This window comes from Microvirga medicaginis (assembly GCF_052658925.1).
Genome location: NZ_JBQWEL010000008.1, coordinates 122,023 through 143,113 on the forward strand (window position 1 = coordinate 122,023; position 21,091 = coordinate 143,113).

Sequence of the window (21,091 nt, forward strand, 5' to 3'; positions counted from 1 at the left end):
AAGCCAGAGGCAGAATTTAAGAATTATTTAACTTTACTTCCTGAAATCTACACCTTGACACGGAACCCGTTTCGAGAGCTCCACAGTATCAACAAATTGCAATCCTAAGCAGCGAGGATCTCGATGAAGATCATCGACAACACCTCGCACCTTCTCGGCGACGATCTAAGAGCAACGATCGAACGCGGGTCACGGCTGAAGATCGCGGCATCCTGCTTTTCAATCTATGCGTTTGAAACCCTAAAAGCCGAGCTCTCCAAAGTGGAGAGCCTTCAATTCATTTTCACTGCTCCGACATTCGTGCCTACGGAGGTTACTGACCGTCTGCGCAAGGAGCGACGGGAGTATTTTATTCCGAAGGCTCGTCGCGAAAGTGGCCTCTACGGGACTGAATTCGAAATCCAACTTCGGAACAAGCTAACCCAGAGAGCCGTCGCCCGCGAATGTGCTGAATGGATTCGTAAGAAGGCAACGTTTCGGTCAAACACGACCAAAGCCCCTATGCAGCAGTTCATGCATGTCGCCAGAGATGCAGAGGGTGTTGCTTACATGCCCATCAGCGGCTTTACAGCCGTCGATCTCGGCTATCAGAAGGGCAATGCCGTTTCGAACTTTGTGACAAGGTTCGATAATCCGTCACACGCTCAAATGTACCTTCAGCTTTTTAATCAGATCTGGGCAGATCCAGAGAAGGTGAAGGATGTTACCGATGCAATTTGTGAGTATATCGAGTCCGTCTATCAAGAGAACTCGCCAGAGCGCATTTACCTCTTCATGCTCTACAATATCTTCCAAGACTTCCTTGAGGATATTGACGAAGATGTTCTCCCCAATGATTTAACCGGATACCGCGACAGTCTAATCTGGAACAAGCTTTTCAATTATCAGAAGGACGCGGCAACGGGAATCATCAATAAGCTGGAAACCTACAACGGTTGCATTCTGGCAGACAGTGTTGGTCTGGGTAAAACGTTCACAGCGCTCGCCGTCATCAAATACTACGAGCTCAGGAACAGGTCCGTCCTGGTTCTGTGCCCGAAAAAGCTTGCCGACAACTGGCGGAATTATAACACCAACCTAACGACCAATATTTTTGCAAAGGACCGTTTCAACTACGACGTCCTCTGCCACACGGATCTGTCGCGGACATCCGGCGAGTCCTTCGGCATTCCTCTCAATCGGGTGAATTGGGGGAACTACGATCTCGTTGTGATCGACGAGTCCCATAACTTCCGAAACAACGACATCTACAAAGACCGCGAGACACGCTATCAGAAACTAATGAACAAGGTCATCCGCGCCGGCGTGAAGACCAAGGTTCTGATGCTGTCTGCAACTCCGGTGAACAACCGCTTTACGGATCTTAGAAACCAGCTCGCATTGGCCTACGAGGGGCAATCCGAAAACCTCGTTCGCAATCTGAAGACCGAAACAAGCGTTGAGGAAATCTTTCGGCGAGCGCAGAAGGCTTTCAACGAGTGGTCGACGCTTCCCCCAGAAGAGCGAACCGCAGCGTCCATCCTCAAGGCCCTGGATTTTGACTTTTTCGAACTGCTCGATGCAGTCACGATAGCGCGCTCGCGCAAGCACATCGAGACCTTCTACGACACGCGCGATATTGGAAAGTTCCCTCAGCGCCTCAAACCGCTTTCATTCCATTGCCCGATCACTTCGCGGGCTGATGTGATGGGACTAAATGAGATTTTCACCCAGCTCTCTGTGCTCAAGCTCGCAGTCTATGCGCCGATCAGCTACATCCTGCCAAGCCGCCTTCGGAAGTACGAGGAGATCTACGACACACAGGTCGAAGGTGGCCGTGGAAAGCTGCGTCAGGCGGACCGGGAACGCAGCCTTCAGGCATTAATGACGACCAACCTGCTGAAACGCCTCGAAAGTTCGGTAGCGGCATTTCGGCTGACCCTGCGTTCGTTGAGCGGCAACATCTCCCGCACGTTGGACGCCATTCGTGGATCCGAGAGGACCGGACGCTCAGAGAACGTCACCGACTACCTTGCGGAAGGAAGCGCTTTCGACCCGGAAGACGATGATCTCTCCGGCCTTGAGGAATTCACGGTCGGGAAGAAGGTGCAGATCAGCCTTGCCGATATGGACCTACCCTCGTGGAAACACGACCTGGAAGCGGATCAGGCCCTCATTGGGGAGCTCATTGCGTCGATGGACAAGGTTGCGCCGGCTGACGACGCGAAGCTCCAGCACGTTCTCTCAGTTATCCGGCAGAAGGTCGAGGAGCCTCTCAACTCCGGTAACCGGAAGGTCCTGGTCTTCACGGCCTTCGCTGACACCGCGAACTACCTATATGAAAACCTTGCTCCGTTCGCGCAGCAACTCGGCTTGCACGTCGGGAAAGTCACAGGGTCGGATGCCCCAAAAACAACTCTCAAGAAATCATACGACTTCCAAAGCGTGTTGACGCTGTTCTCGCCCCGTTCCAAGGAGAAGAGCGTCGTCCTGCCAAATGAGCCCGATGAACTCGATATCCTGATCGGCACAGATTGCATCTCCGAAGGCCAGAACCTTCAAGACTGCGACTTCCTGATTAACTACGACATCCACTGGAACCCGGTACGCATTATCCAGCGCTTCGGACGGATTGACCGCATCGGCTCATCCAATAGCCAGATCCAGCTGGTGAACTACTGGCCCGATATTTCGCTGGACGAGTACATTAACCTCAAGGAGCGCGTCGAAAACCGGATGGTGATCACTGACATCACCGCGACAGGCGACGACAATGTCTTAACCTCAAAGTCGAGCGACATCGCCTACCGCAAGGAACAGCTTAAACGCCTTCAGGATGAGGTCGTTGAGCTGGAAGACGTGAAAGCCGGTATCTCGATCACTGACCTCGGTTTGAACGACTTCCGGATGGATCTTCTCAACTACGTCAAAGAAAACGGTGAGCTAGATGATCTCCCCTCCGGCATGCACGCGGTCGTACCCGCGCAGCCCGAATTGGGTCTCCAGCCCGGCGCCATCTTTGCCTTAAAGAACATCCACGACAGCGTGAACATCAACCAGCAGAACCGGCTACACCCGTACTATCTGGTCTATATTGGCGACGACAGCGAGATCGTCGTCGACCACACCGAGGTCAAGCGCCTGCTCGACCTGATCCGCACCAGCTGCAAGGGGCGCGTTGAGCCGATCCGCGACGCCTGCCGCATCTTCAATGAACGAACCGATGACGGTCGCCGGATGGAGCGCTACTCGGAGCTCCTCAGCAGCGCAATCCGATCCATGATCGAGGTGAAGGAAGAAAAGGACATCGACAGCTTGTTCAGCGGCGGCCGGACGACGGCGCTGACCCATACCATCAAAGGGCTGGACGACTTCGAGCTCATCGCCTTCCTGGTTGTCGAAGGGGGCGCTTCATGACTGCCCTCTACGACTGGCCGAGGGCCGCTGCCTTCGGGCGCGTTATCCCCAAGAACAAAATCTACGAACACGCAGACGCCGGAAGTGCGCTCAAGGATAGCTTCGTGCGTGAGGTGGATCAAATCATCTGGGCTTATAAGCTAGCGCCCGAAACGATTAACCTGACCGCCACCAAAACCGTCGCCGAGATCCAGATCTTCCGCATCATGCTCCGGACACTGGCGTTGGATCCCGACATATTGCGCGCAATCGACAGAGCGATCCCCTTTCCCCTGATCTTTGAGTTGATGCATGGCGGCAAGGTGAAGGTCGCTGCCGCCTACAAGCGCCCGAGCGATGCCGACAACACTCGCTGGGTGGTGGGCGAGTACTTCGAGAGCGGCTGGATAGCCGAGGATACCCCCCGCAGGACTCTGCCTGTGGTGCTGGACATGGATGCACTCTACGAGCGGCTGCTCAGTCCCCTTGTGATAGAACAGACAACGCGTCTTACCACTCCCCTGCAGCCATCTCATGAGCGGGGCACGGGCGAGTCGCTGCAGGCCCCCTTTACTCCCGCGCCCGATGCTCCGGTTGTTCCGCTAGAGACGCGGATCACACAAGCTGAAGCGATCCAAGCCAAGGTGCGGGAGGTCGAGCGGATTAGGGCGCGGCTGACGCGCGAGAAACAATTCAATAAGCGTGTAGCGATCAATGCTGAGCTGCGCGCGGCTAAAAACGAATTGGAGCGGTTGAAAGCGGTAAGCCTGGGCGCCGCTTCCACGAGCAATTAAGAGGACGCAATGGACAGATTGAAGATGCACAGCCCGGACCTCAGCCAGGTTAACATCGCGAAGATTCGCGAGTTGTTCCCAAGTTGCGTCACTGAGGCACGTGACGAGGCAACGGGGCAGCCGCGCTTAGCTGTCGATTTCGACCAGCTGCGGCAGGAGCTATGCGACCGCATCGTGGAAGGGCCGCAGGAGCGGTATCGGCTGGACTGGCCGGGGAAACGGGAGGCTCTGGTTGTTGCAAATGCGCCAATTGCGAAGGCGCTGCGTCCGGCATACGAGGAAAGCGTTGACTTCAATAAAACGCGCAATCTGTTTATCGAGGGAGACAATCTCGAAGCCCTTAAACTGCTCCAGGAAAGCTATCTCGGCGCAATCAAGCTGATTTACATCGACCCACCGTACAACACGGGAAAGGACTTCGTATATCAAGACGACTTTGCTCAAGGATCAGAAGAATTCTTGAAGCGTTCGATGCAGGTCAATGAGGGGGGGCATCGACTTGTCGCGAATAGAGAGACTGCAGGGCGCTTCCATTCAGAGTGGCTGAGTATGCTGTATAGCAGACTGGTCATCGCCAGAAATCTGCTCCGCCGCGATGGCGTCGTAGTCATCTCGATTGATGAAAATGAGCATGCGAACCTCAAGAAGTTGTGCGACGAGGTGTTTGGCCCCGATAACTTCTGTGGGGAAATTGTTTGGAAAAATAGCAGCAAGAACGACCAAGCGTATATCTCGATACAACACGAATATTTGGTAGTTTATGTCAGGGACAAGAGCGCTAACCCAGGGGATTGGTCGGAAAAGAAACCTGGTCTGAACGAGATATACAAAGCCTTTGATGGCTTCCGCAGTGAGCATGGTAATAACTGGGGTGCCATACACCAAGCTGCGCTCGAATGGTATAAGCAGTTCCCGCCTTCAAACCCAATCTACGATAGCAAGCACTATAGCTGGATGGATGAGCGCGGAGTGTATTTCCCGGACAACATTTCGGGTCCGAATGATGGACAATATGTTTATTCTATTGATCATCCGAAGACAGGGCGTCCTGTAAAAGAGCCATCTCGCGGCTGGTTCTGTCCAAAAGACAAGTTGCTCGATCTAATTGCTGACAATCGAGTGCATTTCGGGAAGGACGAAACAACTGTTCCTTGCCTGAAGACATACCTGAAGAATACTGAGAATATAAGTCTTACGAGTATGCGCTTCGTCGACGGGCGTGCCGCTTCGAATAGACTGCGCGAGCTATTTGGAGAAAAGGTCTTCACAAATCCAAAGGATGAGTTTCTTCTTGCGGACTTATTCAAAGCAATGAAGTTGAAGGATAACGATGTTGTTCTAGACTTTTTTGCTGGCTCTGGCTCCACAGCTCATGCTGTTTTTGAACTGAATCGCCAGCAGGGTAGCCACTGCGCATCCATTCTTGTCCAGATACCAGAGGACCTGAACGAGGCCCTCAAGCTTGCGACAGGAGCTGCCAAAAAGATCACAAACAATGCGATCAGTTTCCTCAAGGCGCGTGGCCGGCCAGAAACGATTGCCGAAATTGCAAAGGAACGCATTCGCCGCGCCGGAGCAAAGATTCTTGAAGGCGAATGTCATCCCGACTGGAACCGGGATGTCGGCTTCCGTGTGCTGAAGGTAGACACATCGAACATGAAGGACGTGTACTACCGCCCTGACGAGGTGAAGCAGTCCGATCTGCTCGACATGGTGAATAATGTGAAAGAGGACCGTGCGCCCGAAGACCTGCTGTTCCAAGTACTAGTCGATTGGGGCGTGGACCTGACACTACCTGTCCAGCGCGAAGCCGTACATGGGAAGACCATCTTCTTCGTAGACGAAAACGCCCTTGTCGCTTGCTTTGATAAGGGCGTGACTGAAGACCTCGTTAAAGAGCTCGCTCGCCGCGAGCCGCTGCGTGTTGTCTTCCGCGACAACGGCTTCGTTTCCGACGCAGTGAAGATTAACGTCGAACAGATCTTCCGCCAGCTCTCGCCCTCCACCGAAGTCAAGTCAATCTGAGAACGGCCATGAAGCTGAAATTCAAGGTCCAGCCCTACCAGACCAATGCTGTCGAGTCCGTCGTGGATTGCTTCGCCGGCCAGCCGAGGACTGAAGGTCTGACTTATCGCATCGACCCGGGCCGCAAGGCGCAATCCAGCGCTTTCGAGGAGGGTTTCAAGAACGCTGACTTGGTGTTGAGCGAGCTGCAGGTTCTGGAGAACATCCGGAAGGTCCAGCGCCGCCAAAATCTGCCAGTTTCGCAGCAGCTCGACGACTTCACCATACTCGACCGCAACAACCAACGCTCCCCAGTCCCGGCAGCCTACCGGCGCGACGCGCTGGCAGCCACGCGGATTCACCTCGACGTCGAGATGGAGACCGGCACGGGCAAGACCTACTGCTATATCAAAACCATCTTCGAGATGAACAAGCGCTATGGCTGGTCGAAGTTCATCATCATGGTGCCTTCGATCGCCATCCGTGAAGGTGTCTACAAGTCACTGCAGATCACGGCTGACCATTTCACGGAGAATTACGGCAAGAAAGCGCGCTTCTTCATCTACAACTCGAAGCACCTACACGAGCTGGAGAGCTTTTCGTCGGACGCCGGCATTAACGTGATGGTGATTAACATTCAGGCGTTCAACGCCCGTGGTGCCGACAACCGCCGTATCTATGAGGAGTTGGACGACTTCCAGTCACGTAAGCCTATTGACGTGATCGCTTCGAACCGGCCGATTTTGATCTTGGACGAGCCGCAGAAAATGGAAGGCTCGGCTACCATGGAAGCGCTGCCAAAGTTCAAGCCTTTGATGATCCTGCGCTATTCGGCGACCCACCGGACGCAGCACAATCGTGTCCACCGCCTCGACGCGCTGGATGCTTACAACCAGAGGCTTGTAAAGAAGATCGCTGTGCGGGGAATCCAGCCGCGCGGCCTCGCCGGGACGAACGCGTACCTCTATCTCGAAGGGATCGATACTTCAAAAAGCGCGCCAGTGGCGCGAGTCGAGCTGGAGGTGAAGCTTAAGTCGGGCGAGATCAAACGACAACTGCGACGCCTGGAGTTCCGCGACGACCTGTTTATGGAGTCGGGCGAGTTGGACGAGTATCGCAACGGCTTTACAATCTCGCAGATCGACTACAACACCGAGACCGTTGAATTCACCAACGGGGTGGTGCTGAAGGCCGGCGAGGCCAATGGCGATGTATCAGAACGCGATATCCGGCGCATCCAGATCCGTGAGACGATCAAGGCCCATCTCGATAAAGAGAAACAACTATTTGCGCAGGGCATTAAGGTGCTGTCCCTCTTCTTCATTGACGAGGTGGTGAAGTATCGCGACTATGGCCAGGCTGATGAAAAGGGCGAGTACGCTCGGATCTTTGAGGAAGAGTACGAGCTACTTAAGACAGAATACCTGTCGGAGCTCGCTATCGATAACGAGCCGTACCGCAAGTACTTGGGTGAGATCGACCCGGCCAAAACCCACGCAGGCTACTTCTCAATCGACAAGAAGACCAATCGACTTAAAGACCCGGCCGTGGGAGCAAAGGCAGTCGAATCGGATGACGTCGACGCATATGATCTCATCTTAAAGGACAAGGAAAGCCTACTGGCCTTCCATAAGCCCACTGATGACGCTGAGACACGCGGGAAGCGGATGGTTCGCTTCATCTTCTCGCACTCAGCTCTACGCGAAGGCTGGGACAATCCTAACGTCTTCGTCATGTGTATGCTTAAGCATAGTGATAACACCATTTCCCGGCGACAGGAGGTTGGTCGTGGCCTCCGACTATCCGTCGATCAGCATGGCGACAGGATGGACAACCCTGCCGTAGTCCACGACATCAACGTGCTGACGGTGGTTGCGAGTGAGAGCTACAAAGACTTTGTTGCTGGACTCCAAAAGGAAATTGCCGAAACTTTGTCCTCACGTCCTCGGCAGGCGACGGAAAGCTATTTCACCGGCAAGACGATTACCACCGAGCAAGGAGCGATTGAAGTAACCGGCGCGATGGCGAAGCAGATCTATCGCTATCTGGTGAAGAACGACTACACCGACGATGCTGACCAAATCGCTGATGCTTACCACGAGGCGAAGGCAGCAGGGACGCTGGCTGCACTGCCCGAGGAGCTGAAGCCCTATGCCGATCAGGTGTTCCAACTGATTGACAGCGTCTTCAGCGACGCGCAGCTGCCTAAGGTCGAGGATGGTAGGAAGCCCAAGACCAACCCGCTGAATTCGAATTTTCAGAAAAAGGAATTCCAGGAGCTTTGGGCGCGAATCAATCGGAAGGCGGTCTATCGGGTCGAGTTCGACGCCCAGGAGCTGATCAAAAAATGTACCGGCGCGCTCAATAGTCATCTGCGCGTTACACCACTCCAATACACGGTACAGATCGGCGTTCAGAACGACGGCTTGACCGATGGCCAGCTTCGGAACGGCGAAGGCTTTAGTGTCATGAACACCACCACGGAGACTAAGGGCTCCGTCCATTCGCTCGTGAAGTACGACTTGGTCGGGAAAGTGGCAGAGAACGCTCAGCTGACCCGAGAAACCACTGCCGGTATTCTAGGACAGATTGAGTCTGCCATCTTCAGTCAATTCAAGCAGAACCCCGAGCACTTCATTTCCGAAGCATCCCGCATCATTGCCGAGCAGAAGGCTGCAATGGTTATTGAGCGTTTGACCTACGATGAGGTTGAAGAGCGTTACGATGCCAACATCTTCACAGCCAACCAGGCCGGGCAGGATTTCTCGCGCGCAACCGCGAAGCTGAAAAACCATGTCTACGACTACGCCATCACAGATTCTGACATTGAGCGGAAGTTCATTCAGGAGCTCGATACCAGCACCGAAGTCGTGGTTTATGCCAAGTTGCCACGAGGGTTCCTGATTCCAACACCTGTCGGAGACTACAATCCGGATTGGGCGATTTCATTCAAATCCGGTAGCGTCAGGCACATCTATTTCGTTGCGGAGACGAAAGGCTCGATGTCATCGCTGAAATTGCGGGAAATCGAAAAGACTAAGATCGAGTGTGCCAAGAAGTTCTTCGAGGAAATTAGCCAGCACATCTCGCAAGATCGCGTGAAGTACGATGTCGTCACAAGCTACGGCGAGCTGATGGGCATTGTAGGACAAGCAGCGGCCTAGAAGCTCAACGTTTGGACTCTCGCAAGGGGATGGGCCATTCCCTTGCACAACACGCTAGAGAACTAAGGCGCAAATTTAGATAAAATCCTCTGCGACCTACCCCGAACGGGCGAAACAACTAATCTCACGCCGTGTCGAGAATGCCAGCCCCCTATGGGCTCCGGTCCTCGACGCTAGCCAGGCGAAATCGGGGACAGCCGGAACGCAAGCCGAAGGGCATCGGCAAAAGCGGCACCAAAGCCGCAGGAGTGGGCTCCGAGTAGCTTCGACCCACAGACAACCATGTCGTCGACGGATCGAACGGCATGGTTCGCTCCGCGTCAGACACCAGAAGCGTGTGTAAAGGCCAACAGCCTGACCCTGGCCTTCCCGTAGTAGGGTTGCATTCGATCCAGCAGCTTACCGATGGCATGGCTCCGAGGCTCGAGAGCAGCAGTGGTAAGCAGGCTTCGCCGCCGCTAGGCGAAGCCTTGCCTCCGGCAAGGAACAGCCTCCCTCAAGCATCCACCAAGGTTCGAGAGCAGGTTAGGAACAGAGACCTTAGCCAAACCCGCTTAGGGAGCAGCGGAGCACTTGAGCTAAAAAGCCAAGTGCCCCTCTTCCCAGTCAAAGATTGAGAGTAGCGAGCATCTGCTCGACGCGGCGCTGTTCGGCTTCCTCAAAACGTTCCTGACGCCAAGCCTCAAGTTCCGAACCGTCATAAAGCTGACCCCATTCACCCGTCCGGTAGCGAGACCTGAAACCTGCCCTGCGCTGCTCTTCCGTCCAGATCTTGCGAGATCCAGACGCGAGCTGACTACATGAGACCGGCTCTGCCTCGATGAACGGTCGCGGCTTGAAGACTGCTCGGGCCTGCACCCACTCGCCGTTGCGTGCCTCTACGAGAACGCAAGGGCTCAGGCTCTTCGTGATATACCGAAACCAGTCCCACAAGCGGGCCACAGCATCGGCTTCGTTGCGCGGCTTGTAAACACGAAGGCAGAGCGCATCAGGGTGTACTCGCGTTCGCCCGGATAGCCGTGCCAGGCAGTTGAGCGCCCATTGTTCAAAGGGATCCCTCTTTTCGAGTGGAACGAGCGCAAGTTCGTGTGTGTGAAAGCCCTGCTCTCGCCCGTTCTCATGCACGTAGATGTAGGCGTGAGGGGAGCCGCCGTTCCACGCCCGTTGGGTCATTCGCCGCCTGTCGTCTGAAGGGGTGCCAACGGCAAGCCACTTCCCAGCTTCATGGTTAAACCGAGTGAGCAGCCGCGCAGCATGAGCGTGGTCATGTATGTCTAACAATTCCCATGCGATCGTAAGATGCGCATTCAGCACAATCCCATAATGGCGCATGGCAAACGAGATCGCATCATAGATCCTGCCAGCCTCGTACAGAAGCGTCGCGGGACGTAACTGCACCGGCACTTGCGATCTGAACGGATTGCACCACCTGTCGACACTATTCTGAGATGACGGGCATTTTGGTTGAGGCAGGATCGGTCCGAAGACGTGAGGCCAGAATTCGTGCTGGCGCTCGAACGACAGCCACGCAACGGCTTGAGCGAGATTGTCGTTAGTCTGCGGCCGGGTAGAGCACACAGGAGCTGCATTGCTGTTTTCAGAAGCGTTCATGGATGGGTCCAGACAGGAGAAAGTTGGGCCAGCGCGACGCATGCGCTGGCTTGATCGTGCGGAGGGCGACGAGTAGAGCCCTGTCAGACGGCCGCACTATCCGCGGTCAGAGCAGATGCGGTGCCGCGTGCCGGCCGGCGCTTGCGACGATTGCCTTTTGCCGCGATCACCTCGGGAAGCCACTTCTGGAGTTCGGCGGCGTAGATGCTGGACCCGCTTGTCCGCCGGATCAGATCATGAACCTGAGGGCAGGTTAGATCAAAGCTCTCGATCCGGCACCAGAGTTCGTAAGCGAGGTCTTCATTGGACAGCTGGGCCAACTTTTCCAGCGAGCCACGTTCAGGTGCAGGGCCGTCGTTAGTGAGTTCAACGGGCTGCCCCATGGAAACAGAGCAGGCCCTTGCCATGCTCGAATTCAGGTTCTCATCGAGGGCGGTACCCTCTGCAGGGGTACCAGGGTTGACAGGAGATGCTTCGAGCGGCGCGCGCATCAGTCCTGCAGCCTGCGTTGGCCGCTGGCGTACAAAAAGGGTGGTAGCGGTGGACGTGAGTAGATTAGGAATAAAAAGCTTCATCGTATGGTCCTCTTGATGCAGAGGAGCCGCCTCGACGAGGCTGAAGAGGCTGAAAGCTCTTCTGCCTATACATATAGAGAGAAAGGGGGTGCTCCCCACACGCCTCAGCGAAAAAAACTTGGACACTCGCCCTCAGCTTTGCTCTACGGGCATACAAATCGGCTCATTTGGCATTTTTCTGGAATTCTTATTCAGCTGTCGCATAGCTTCCTCTAGGCCGGTCTCCAGGGCAGGATGCCTGCCGTCATCAACTTGGAGCAACAGACGCCGCTGATTATGTTCCTAGAAACGCTCAGGGACTGACGCTCTGACCTCCTGTAGACGAGCTGTCTTCGACACTATGTTCACGTAAGACCCTTCAACTCTCCCTACCTCCACCGGTGCCTCTGCACCGGCATAGACCTCCACCCTAACCTCACCACCCACTTCCACTTACTGCCACCCGATCCCCTTTACCCCTCCACACTCTGCATACGCCAGCCGGAATACTGTTAACTCCGTCACAGCCCCTGTGAACCCTCTCCACCGCACTCCGCGGCAGAGGACAAACAGGCCCATGGCCCCATTCCCAACCAGCATTACACAGCCCGCCGGCTTCGGCTTCATCGCCCAGGTCCCACTCGTTCCTGCAGCCATCCTTCGTCGCCACCACTGCCACTGGCCCAGCGACCATCGGTTCAAGACCGCCGCTCGTCTCCTCCAAAGCCTCTGGCGCGAGGACAAAGGCCTGCCCGCTGGCACCTTCATCGCCTCTGACGGCCACCGCCGCCGCCTTGGATCGAAGCTGACGTTCATGGCCGGCCAGGTCGGCAGCAATTTCCTCACCCAGGCCATCGCCGACGTCGCCTGGCGTGAGGTCGTTCACCGTGAGATCGGGGCTGTCTACGACGTCGACCGGCTCCGCATGAATCTGCTCTCGTCCCAACCCTTAACCTTCAATGCGTTCGCGCCCATGAAGCTGGACCTCGACCTCGCCACGCGAGTTTTCTCGGAACTCCTGCCGGGCTTCATTGCCGACGTTACGGAAATTCTCTTTGAGCACAGCCCAGGTAGATCGCATCCTGCCTTCACTGGCGACCATACTGCCTTCGATCTTCTCATTCGGGGACGGACAGCCACAGGACAGCGGGCCTTCGTTTCCGTTGAAATTAAATATGCGGAGGCTCTGAATGAACCTAATCGCGCGCCGAACGCCCGCTACGACGAGCTCGCTAAGATCTACGGCCTGTACAACGATCCCGACGATCCAGCACTCCGGACGAACCCGCTTGGGCAACTCTTTCGACAGCATTGCCTCTCTCAATGCATGCTAATCCGTGACGTGGCCGATGTTGGGGTTTACCTTTTCGTTGCCCCTCGACTGAACCACCTCGCCCAGGGCGCTGCCGAGCTCTATCAGACGAAGCTCGACGAACATGGGCCAGGTCGCGTCCCATTCGTCGCCATCACGCTTGAGCAGCTGATCGAGGCCATTGCGGCGGCAGGGGAACAGCACCATGCCCGCACTCTTCATCGCCGCTACACTGACTTCAACTTGGTCGACGGTGAGATCGAGTTGGCTCAAGCCGAAGAGCAACAGCGGCTTCGGGCAAGCAGCCACACGCCAGAGCACGTCTCACCGCCGGAATGCGAGAGCGAGCCCGGCGATGGTCCAGACAGCTCCCTTGCCGCTTCGTAAGTAGCTGATCGCGCAACCTTCAAAGCAACCTCAATGCGTTCTTGTGTCTCTCCCGAAAGGGGAGGCGCAAGGCGCGGGAACTCCCCTATGTCATCATCCTTGTTTACCGAAAACCAGCGTCTAACGCTTGTTGCCAATGGCCTTCGTTCCAACTGGGACGATCATTTCGATCCAACGCCGGTCGTGAAGCTCTTCACCCCTGACGCCAACTGCACGTGGCTTCTCAGCGAACTCGATCCAACCGATCAAGACCGGGCCTTTGGCCTTTGCGATCTCGGTCTGGGTTGCCCTGAACTCGGTTACGTGAGTCTGATAGAGCTCGCGAGGATTCGTGGACCATTTGGCTTGCCCGTCGAACAGGATCGGCGCTTCAGAGCCAACAAACCACTATCCGCCTACGCCGCTGAGGCACAGACCACCAGTCGGGTGCAGGCATGAATATCTCCTCTCCACTGAATGAGCCCGAGCTCGCTCGTATTCGTAACGGTGACTTCTCGGCCCTCCCGAATCCATTGCACTACAAGGACACCCTGTACTTCGCTCACTTGATCAACGGATATTTTGTTTCCGAGGACATGGGCTGGCCGTTGTTGCGGATCTGGGCGAACGAGCGGCGTGAGGAGGCTGAACAGACAGGCCACTGGCGCGGCACCGCCCTTGAGCTGTGGTGCGCCTTATTCTTCGAGCGGCGCCGCTATCGTCATGGTGGAGACGGCGATCCGACCGGATCTGACCTAGAGCTCCTTGATAGACTCTGTGCCACCCTGCGTGAGAAGTTAGAAAGGATAAGCGCAGATGAGCGCGCACTTATCCTCCACTTCATGACACAGACACTTCGTCCGCCCTGTCGTCTTCACTAGGTACACCTATGCTGGGCAACATCATCGACCATCGTACTGACCCAACAAACCCGAACATTGACGCTGTCTTCGAGCCCTCCATCAATGACGACGGTCGACGAGGGGACGGTGTTAAGCACTTTGACTATGACCGTACAGTCGCCAGTGGGGAATATTTCGCGGTAACCTGGCAATATGACACATCGATCCGTAATGCTGTCATACGCGCTGAAACCGAGTGGCCGTTCGAGGTGACAGTCTATGCCTACGACCAGGGCTCAGCCCCGGCAGGATAGGGAGTGAAGCGCATTCGGTAGCAAACGCCACGAGACTTCAGCGAAACCATCCGGTAATTTCCAGCTTCCTATCTGGGGTCGAGAAGGACAAACCCGGGCAAGCAACGAATATTGCCTTTCGAGTGGGAAGGGCTCAATGTCCCCGCCTCGAAAGCTCCCCGGTATGGCATGACGACAAGGGAACGCAGCATATCTTCTGAGACCGAAGCGTCTCCTTTGAGCGGTTTCGCTTGCCGCGATGGACAACCAAGCCTCGTGTTTGGTCAGAGACCTGACGGGTCAATCGCCCATATATCCGAGGTTCCTCGCGGAAAGGAATGCGGATGCGTCTGCCCGAGATGCGGAAGCGCGCTCGTGGCCAGGCAGGGGCAAGTGCGCGATCACCATTTCGGGCATCTCGGCACCTCGGACGGCATGCCTTGCACGACTGGCCCCGAGACGGCACTTCACATGTTCGCCAAGGAGCTTCTTGCCCGTGAACTGAGACTGACCCTCCCGCCCGTGCAAGTCGATGACGGCGGCCAGACGTGGTCGAAGTTCTCCGGCGACAATTACACATTCGATAGTGCGATCCTCGAGCACAAGCTGGGGGGCATCATCCCGGATGTCGTTGTGACAAGGGAAGGTCAGGATCTCATCGTGGAGTTCGTCGTCACGCACGAATGCGGACCCGAGAAGATCGCCAAGATCCAGGAATTGGACGTCGCGGCCGTCGAAATCTACCTCTCGGATCTGACGGCGGACGCCTCGAAGGAGGAAATCGAGAAAGGCATTCTCGATACCTGCCGGAGGAAATGGCTCCACAACCCTATCTTCAGGGAAAATGCGGCTGCCCTAAATGCCACCCGCATGGCCTTGGGAGACTACCGCAAGAGGGAATCGTCCAGGCTGCGGACTGAAAAGATCAGGGAGCTGGCAACCAAGATCATCAAGGAATTGCCAGACAATGAAACCAAGGCCTTCGATCTGGACGCTTGGTTCTCGCGTCCCCTGCCGGGCAGGGGATACTCCATGGCCCAGGCCATCGAGTTCGACATAGGGCCATATTCAAGCGTCATATCCGAACTGGCATCGCTACTGTGGAAGATCCGTCTGGAACCGTCACCACAATCGGATTTCATGGGACTGCCCCTTCAAGCAGAACTCGAGAGGGCGCTCGAAACTCAGAAGCAGGAAGAGGAACTCCCTATCGAGAGGGCGCTCGAAAGGCAGAGGCGGGAAGAGGATCTCCGTGTTGAGAGGGCGGTCGAAAGGCAGAGGCAAGACGAGGAACTCCGTGAGACCAAACGACGGGAAGGCCCTCTTCGCATAGCCCGCGATCGGGCGGACAGGTTACTCCAGGAAGCGTGGGCAGCCATTGGCGCGGATGCGGACCAATGGGTCCATACGAAGCTGGAAGATTTGGGGGGAATGTCACCTTCCGAGGCCGCCTGCGAGAGCGACGAAGGTTTCGGCGCAGCCCTTGCGGTACTAAAACGCTTGGTGAGGCAGCATGGTCCCGAGATGCGAAGGGCGCAAGCTGCCGCGCAGGCGCGGGAAGGGTGCAGGAAAGCAGCCTCCAAGGTCTATCAGGGTCAGCATCTCGAATTATTCATGAAGGCCAGCCATCCGGCGCTCGGACGCAAGTCCCCGAACGACTACTGCGTCGACGAGGTCTCCATGAACCGCTGCATTGAAGCTACCCTGCCGGCCGCCAAGCGCCGACGGTAGTAGCCGTCCAAGCCTTTCAGCGTCCCATGCTGGGGAATCTGCCAGCCTGCGCCTCTAGCGCCTCCCTCGGGACGAGTACTTACAAACGTAGCTGCCACCAGCGCCAAGGAACGAGACCAACAACGCTTCTTGCGGCCTTGATGGTCTCGTTTGGCTTGTAAAACAGCAACCGCATCAGTGGGTTTGGATACGATATGGTGGCGTTTGCTACCGTTCGCCGGAGCGAAGCCCAGCGCAAAATGCCCTATCGAACTCGGCGCGTTCGAGCGGCCAGAACTCCAGTAACAGAAGGGCTACGTGATCCTCTCGCAAGCCATTGTAGGATCTAGCAAACATTCCAGAACCCTTGCTCCGAAATCCATAACCGGTGCCTTCCGCTTCCGTAATTGAATACCGGAAGCCGATAAGGACGAGCAGACCACACCGTTAGCCTCTGTGACGGAGCCATACTCCCGTCGGATCGACACGAGTTCTACTACGTGCCTCATCTCTGCCGAGCAGCCTTTGGGACTTGCAAGGGACTGCCGGAGATTGGGTTAGAATTCCCTCAGCTCCGTCAGGTCCTTCCCGAAACATAAAACTTCCTGTGCAGCAGGGGTTTAGGAGGGGGATACATCGGCCTGCGTACCCAAGATCTTACTCAGATCGAGTCGCCACATTCCACAGGCTGACCAGCCCTGATTTGGTGCTCCGGGCGGGATGCGATAGGAGGCTGACGGTTTTGGCGGGGGCCGGGGAGATGTCACGGAAGTTCAAGCATGAGTTCGAGCCGGTACACCTGAACACCCTCGGCGGTGAGGTTTCCCTAACCTGCGCCCAGATCGAGCAGGCCGGGCTCTTGGAGATCCTGCAGGCACCTGGCGCTATGCTGACTTCAGGAGCGGTGCTGGATTCGCTCCTCAGCCCAGGTAGCGACCAATTCCTCTTCACACAGCATCTTGGGCAAGCGCGCGAGGTGAAGGTAGCCTTGTCGGGCCTCCTCGGACGCTTCGTTACCCGAGCCTACTTGACGGAGCATCATGGCTATAAATTCTACAACCACCTGACCGCATCCACGTTGACCCTGCACGGAGGTCAGCAGGCGAAGGTAGTCCGCAAGAAGAAGGGGGATCTTCCCGACTGGGTCGTCTACAAGCCGGCGGGTCGCGGGCTCGGAGTCGCTGAGGCGAAAGGCTGCCACGATCCAGCTGGCCCGCAATCAGCGCTCGGGCGCGCCTGGGCGCAGGCAAACCGCATCGATCTAGTGTCCGCGACCGGGCGGCTTGCCCTCAAGCGTTACGCCGTGGCCGTCCGCTGGGGCGTCGAGAACAGCGCCCTTGCTGAACCGCTTATCGCCGTTTTCGACCCCGATGAAGTCGGGGATGCCGTGCCGGAGGACGTGGAGGCTGCGGCCCTCGGGGTGGTGCGCGCCCACGTCGCGAACTTGGTCAGGCGCCTCGGTCATTCCGCTCTCGCGGACGGCATCGACCGACTCCGTTTCCGGACCGGAGACGAGTCGGATAGCGAGGACGAGGATGAGCTCAAGTCCACCGCGCTGGCCGCCGTAGATCAAGCGCCCAAGCGCCGCCTGACGAGGGACGGCCAAGACCTCGGATTTGCGGATGGTCTCATCGGTGGGGTCGTCACGCGTGCAGGCCCTGTCCGTGGTGGCGCCGATCTATCGGTAGCGGATCAAGAGGTGCTGGCCCGCCTCGACTTGGGCGCCACATTCGTGGGGGTTGAGCCCAGTGTAATACGCGCAGCGGTCTCGGGCACCTGGCCAGAGCTGGAAAAGGCTTTGACACTCACGCGTCTTTCCGTCCCCGACGACGTCGGCACAGATCATGGCGGCACCTGGGTTCGCCGGCTCGGCGATGGCTTCATCGCCGCGTGATGGCGGCCCGCGCTGTGAGCCTTGCCCGCCAGCTGTTGCATTGGGCCCGCCGGAGAGGGCGGAGCTGCGCGCCGCCTGATCGTTCGGGTCTGCCGACCTCACATCTTGAGCCGGACTGGACTAACTCGCGCTCTACCCCGTCGCCTCCAGACCGTACTTGCGGGCCCGGAGGTCGAAAGCTTGCAGACCGCCTTCCATGATGCGGGTGATGGCCTCTCGGACCTTCGGCGTCTCGATGGCACCGTCCACCTCGACCCGGATCCGGGCTGCGGCGGTACCGGCCCGGTCCTCGGGGACAGTAGCCACCATGGTCACGATCTTGTCGGCATCGCCATTCACAACAAGGTTGGGGTTATGGGTGGCGAAGATGAGCTGACGACGAGTCTTCGAGGTGCGGATCAGCTCGACGATCTGCATCATAACCCGGTTGTCGAGATCGTCTTCCGGCTGGTCGATGATCAGCGTTCCGGCGACTTGCCGCAGTAGAAGGCGCAGCAGCGCCGACGCTTGCTGCCCAGGCGAAGCTTCGTCGAAACGGATGTGCTGTCCCTCACTGACGTAAGTCAGCGCGATGCTGTCCTTAGGTGTCGCGGATAAGACCACCCCAAGTGTTTGGTCGGTTAGATTGGCATAAATGCGGGCGACCTGGTTCGGGGTCAGGGCAATCCCGCCATGGGAGAAGGCCCGCCGTACAGCGTCCGCCGCTTCGGCGCCGGGCTCAGTCGGGCTGCCGGCTAAGATCTTTGCGCGATAAATCGCGATGAGAGCGTCGCAGACTGTCACCCAGCCGGGTCCGTCCTCCTGAAGGGCGGCAGCAACCCATTCGGCACAATGCTGCTCCGCATCTCTGAACCGGCTGCCCTCGAAGAGATCGCATAGCGCGTCGATGTATTCCGTCGGCTTGCGGTCGCGCTTGGCCCGAGCCTTGAGCGCTCCGTTCGATTTCTCCTCCACCTCGTCAGCGGCTCTTCTCAGGAGAATGTGCCGCTCCTCCACCAGGTCAGCGAGCTTGCGTCTTGCCGTTGAGAACCGCTCAACAGCGGGCCGGCTCGCGGCTGCTGCCGCTGCGCTCTGGTCCTCGGTGGCGGTGGCTTGCTTGAGTTGGGTGCTAAGCCTCTCACTGTCGGCAATGAGCGTGCTGTGAGCAGCCTGACGCTCCTTGGCCTGTTCGTAACGGGCTTGAAACTGCTGGGCGCCCTCTGAGAAGGCAGCGGAGGCTTCCGCACGGGCCTGGTCGAGCTCATCAAGGGTCGCGAGAGCGCTACGAATGCTGTCGGCGACCTTCTCCCGCGCTGCCGCGACCTGGCCATTCAGCGCTTCAATTTCGGGGAAAGTCATGGCAACAGCATATCGAGCGGAATCGATCAGCAGTGCGGCTGGGATGGCCGAGCTGAAGCGGTGCCGGTCTTCGGCAATCTGGCGCTCGACCTCACCCAGGAAATTCTGTGCACGCCCATACCGCGGGGCATCGGCAAGGATCTCCAGGTCCTCTGCCTGTACCCCACCCTCCTGCAGCCGGGAAGATAGGGCGGCATGCCGCCGCTTCAGATCCTCGACGGTGCTTTTCGATTGCGAGAGCTCCAACTCCGCTTGCCAGTGGGTGGCAATCTCTAGCAGCGCCGTCGTGACGGCGCGCTTTGCGTTGACAATCTCCTGATCAATGCGCCGCCGCTCCTCGATCACCTCCGCGGCCGCGATGCCGGTAATATTATCGGCCGCTGCTTCGGGATCGAGCATTGTGGTCGAGAGCTCCTTCTGGTGGAAGGCCCGGGCAGGAAAACGCTGCTGGGCCGCCGCTACTGTGATCCTCTCCTCGGTTTCGTCCGGCAGCGTGACAATGATCTCCTCCGGCTTGTCACCGGTTCGAAACCACGTTTCCCGCACGCCTTCGCGCTCTAAGACGATCCTGACCCATCCTCCCTTGAGTGTGTCATCAATCAGCTTGGCTTCGCGCTCACGTCGGCGCCGGCCCGTTGTTTCCTCCGACGTGATATCCGCTTCAGCTTTGCCCAGGCCAAAACGAAGGTACTCCAGGACGGAGCTCTTGCCTGAACCGCGCCCGCCGATCAGCGCTGTGAAACCGTCATTGAATGTTACCCGGAGCGGACGCTGCCCCGTAAGCGTCGACTGGACCTCAATCTCGACGATCCGCTCGGACGGGGTTTCGGGAGCGGCATATGTGATCCGCGCCTCATCTGCCAGGAACGCCTGGCGGATCGCCTCAACCGTGGTCTCCCCGAGCTTGATCCAACATTCGTGGGCGCCGAGGCGGTCCCATGATTCCCGTTTGTTGTCACCGGTTGCCAGGATCGCGCGGCGGCGGGTGCCCCACTGCTCAATGCGCCCTTGGATCTTGTCCAGCGTGATCTGGTCGAGTTCTGCGTGGTGGCATTCGATATAGACGCCGTCACACGGCAAGGCCTTTGCCCGTGAGGCGAAGCCTGGGTCATTCAACGACTTGTGTGCCGCCTCGTTGCCGAAATGCGGGATCAGGACCACGGTCTCGCTTAGCACAGCGTCTTCGCCAACAGCCTTGAAAAGCGCGTCCACAGTCAGCCCGCATTCCTGGACAACGGCGGTCTTGGCCTCGTCGGCAGGGGCAACCCTCACGTTCGGCAGCTTGGAGAGAAGGCGGTGCCAGTGGTCTTCCGCGCTGTCAGGATCAAAAAGGCAAAGACATTGGACGGCGTCCCGGCAGGTGATTTCGATCCCTGGCAGGACCACGAGCTCCGCTCCTTCCGGCAGGGCCCGCGCGGCACGCAAGACATAGGGGATGAACGCAACGTCATGGTGATCGGTGATCGCGACCAGCGTCAGACCCTTGCCGACCGCAGCTTGAACGAAATCCTGAGCCCAGCCGTGCCGTGCCGCCTCTTGTGCCTCGTCTCCGCCTGGAAGGTCGGAGGATCCGCGCCAGTCGCGGTCGCGGGGTGTATGACACTGGATGTCGATCCGCCGCCAAGTTGCGCCTGGATGTTGTCCGATTTCGTAGGTCACTTGCTTGCCCCGCACCTTCTTACGACCAAGCGCAGGCAGGTTGTCATGGCGCAGCTCCCAACAAACGTAGGCGGTATGCGCACATCAGGGCTGCCCCAGGATGGTCTCAGACCTTCGGCCTTATCTTGATCGTGGCTAGACGAGCGTTGTTCAATCGTCACAGCCGTTATGGAAA

The 21,091-nt window shown here is 57.4% G+C and carries 12 protein-coding genes; 9 read left to right on the forward strand and 3 right to left on the reverse strand.

All coding sequences use genetic code 11. The annotated features are described in order from the left end of the window. The first annotated feature begins 123 nt into the window (after nucleotides 1-123). The 4 genes from ACUXUR_RS12560 to ACUXUR_RS12575 are packed head-to-tail and all read left to right on the forward strand — an operon-like array spanning nucleotide 124 to nucleotide 9,337. Nucleotides 124-3,396, forward strand: a complete 3,273-nt coding sequence (locus ACUXUR_RS12560; RefSeq protein WP_445502689.1) for a helicase-related protein — start codon at nucleotides 124-126, stop codon at nucleotides 3,394-3,396. Then, on the forward strand, nucleotides 3,393-4,169 hold the full coding sequence (locus ACUXUR_RS12565; RefSeq protein ID WP_445502690.1) for a DUF4391 domain-containing protein: 777 nt from the start codon (nucleotides 3,393-3,395) through the stop codon (nucleotides 4,167-4,169). The genes ACUXUR_RS12560 and ACUXUR_RS12565 overlap by 4 nt, the downstream gene beginning before the upstream one ends. 9 nt (nucleotides 4,170-4,178) lie before the next feature. Continuing rightward, on the forward strand, nucleotides 4,179-6,194 hold the full coding sequence (locus ACUXUR_RS12570; RefSeq protein WP_445502691.1) for a site-specific DNA-methyltransferase: 2,016 nt from the start codon (nucleotides 4,179-4,181) through the stop codon (nucleotides 6,192-6,194). 8 nt (nucleotides 6,195-6,202) lie between these two features. Continuing rightward, a complete protein-coding gene (locus tag ACUXUR_RS12575; RefSeq protein ID WP_445502692.1) occupies nucleotides 6,203-9,337 on the forward strand; it encodes a type III restriction-modification system endonuclease in 3,135 nt (1,044 codons plus the stop codon). A gap of 606 nt (nucleotides 9,338-9,943) precedes the next feature. Here ACUXUR_RS12575 and ACUXUR_RS12580 read toward each other — a convergent pair. Together ACUXUR_RS12580 and ACUXUR_RS12585 are read right to left on the reverse strand one after the other, a co-directional pair. Then, nucleotides 9,944-10,510, reverse strand: coding sequence for a hypothetical protein (locus ACUXUR_RS12580; RefSeq protein WP_445502693.1), 567 nt, complete (start codon nucleotides 10,508-10,510; stop codon nucleotides 9,944-9,946). A 521-nt stretch (nucleotides 10,511-11,031) separates the two neighbouring features. Beyond that, complete coding sequence (locus ACUXUR_RS12585; protein WP_445502694.1) at nucleotides 11,032-11,523, reverse strand: hypothetical protein; 492 nt, start codon at nucleotides 11,521-11,523, stop codon at nucleotides 11,032-11,034. A gap of 556 nt (nucleotides 11,524-12,079) precedes the next feature. Here ACUXUR_RS12585 and ACUXUR_RS12590 point away from each other — a divergent pair. From ACUXUR_RS12590 to ACUXUR_RS12610, 5 genes are all read left to right on the forward strand, one after another. After that, the gene (locus tag ACUXUR_RS12590; protein ID WP_445502695.1) at nucleotides 12,080-13,201 is read left to right on the forward strand and encodes a PGN_0703 family putative restriction endonuclease; all 1,122 of its coding nucleotides are present in this window, start codon (nucleotides 12,080-12,082) and stop codon (nucleotides 13,199-13,201) included. A gap of 87 nt (nucleotides 13,202-13,288) precedes the next feature. Continuing rightward, nucleotides 13,289-13,639 (forward strand): DUF2958 domain-containing protein, encoded by a 351-nt coding sequence (locus ACUXUR_RS12595; protein WP_445502696.1) that lies wholly within the window; start codon nucleotides 13,289-13,291, stop codon nucleotides 13,637-13,639. Beyond that, nucleotides 13,636-14,061 carry a hypothetical protein gene (locus tag ACUXUR_RS12600; RefSeq protein ID WP_445502697.1) on the forward strand — a complete coding sequence of 142 codons (426 nt, stop codon included), beginning with the start codon at nucleotides 13,636-13,638 and terminating at the stop codon, nucleotides 14,059-14,061. The genes ACUXUR_RS12595 and ACUXUR_RS12600 overlap by 4 nt, the downstream gene beginning before the upstream one ends. Before the next feature lie 647 nt (nucleotides 14,062-14,708). Further along, entirely contained in the window at nucleotides 14,709-16,046 is a 1,338-nt protein-coding gene (locus ACUXUR_RS12605) for a hypothetical protein (RefSeq protein ID WP_445502698.1), read from the forward strand. 739 nt (nucleotides 16,047-16,785) lie between these two features. Beyond that, nucleotides 16,786-17,919 carry a hypothetical protein gene (locus ACUXUR_RS12610; protein WP_445502699.1) on the forward strand — a complete coding sequence of 378 codons (1,134 nt, stop codon included), beginning with the start codon at nucleotides 16,786-16,788 and terminating at the stop codon, nucleotides 17,917-17,919. Nucleotides 17,920-18,051: 132 nt separating this feature from the next. Here the strand turns inward: ACUXUR_RS12610 and ACUXUR_RS12615 are convergent, their stop codons facing one another. Beyond that, nucleotides 18,052-20,916 (reverse strand): TrlF family AAA-like ATPase, encoded by a 2,865-nt coding sequence (locus ACUXUR_RS12615; protein ID WP_445502700.1) that lies wholly within the window; start codon nucleotides 20,914-20,916, stop codon nucleotides 18,052-18,054. Nucleotides 20,917-21,091: the final 175 nt, after the last annotated feature.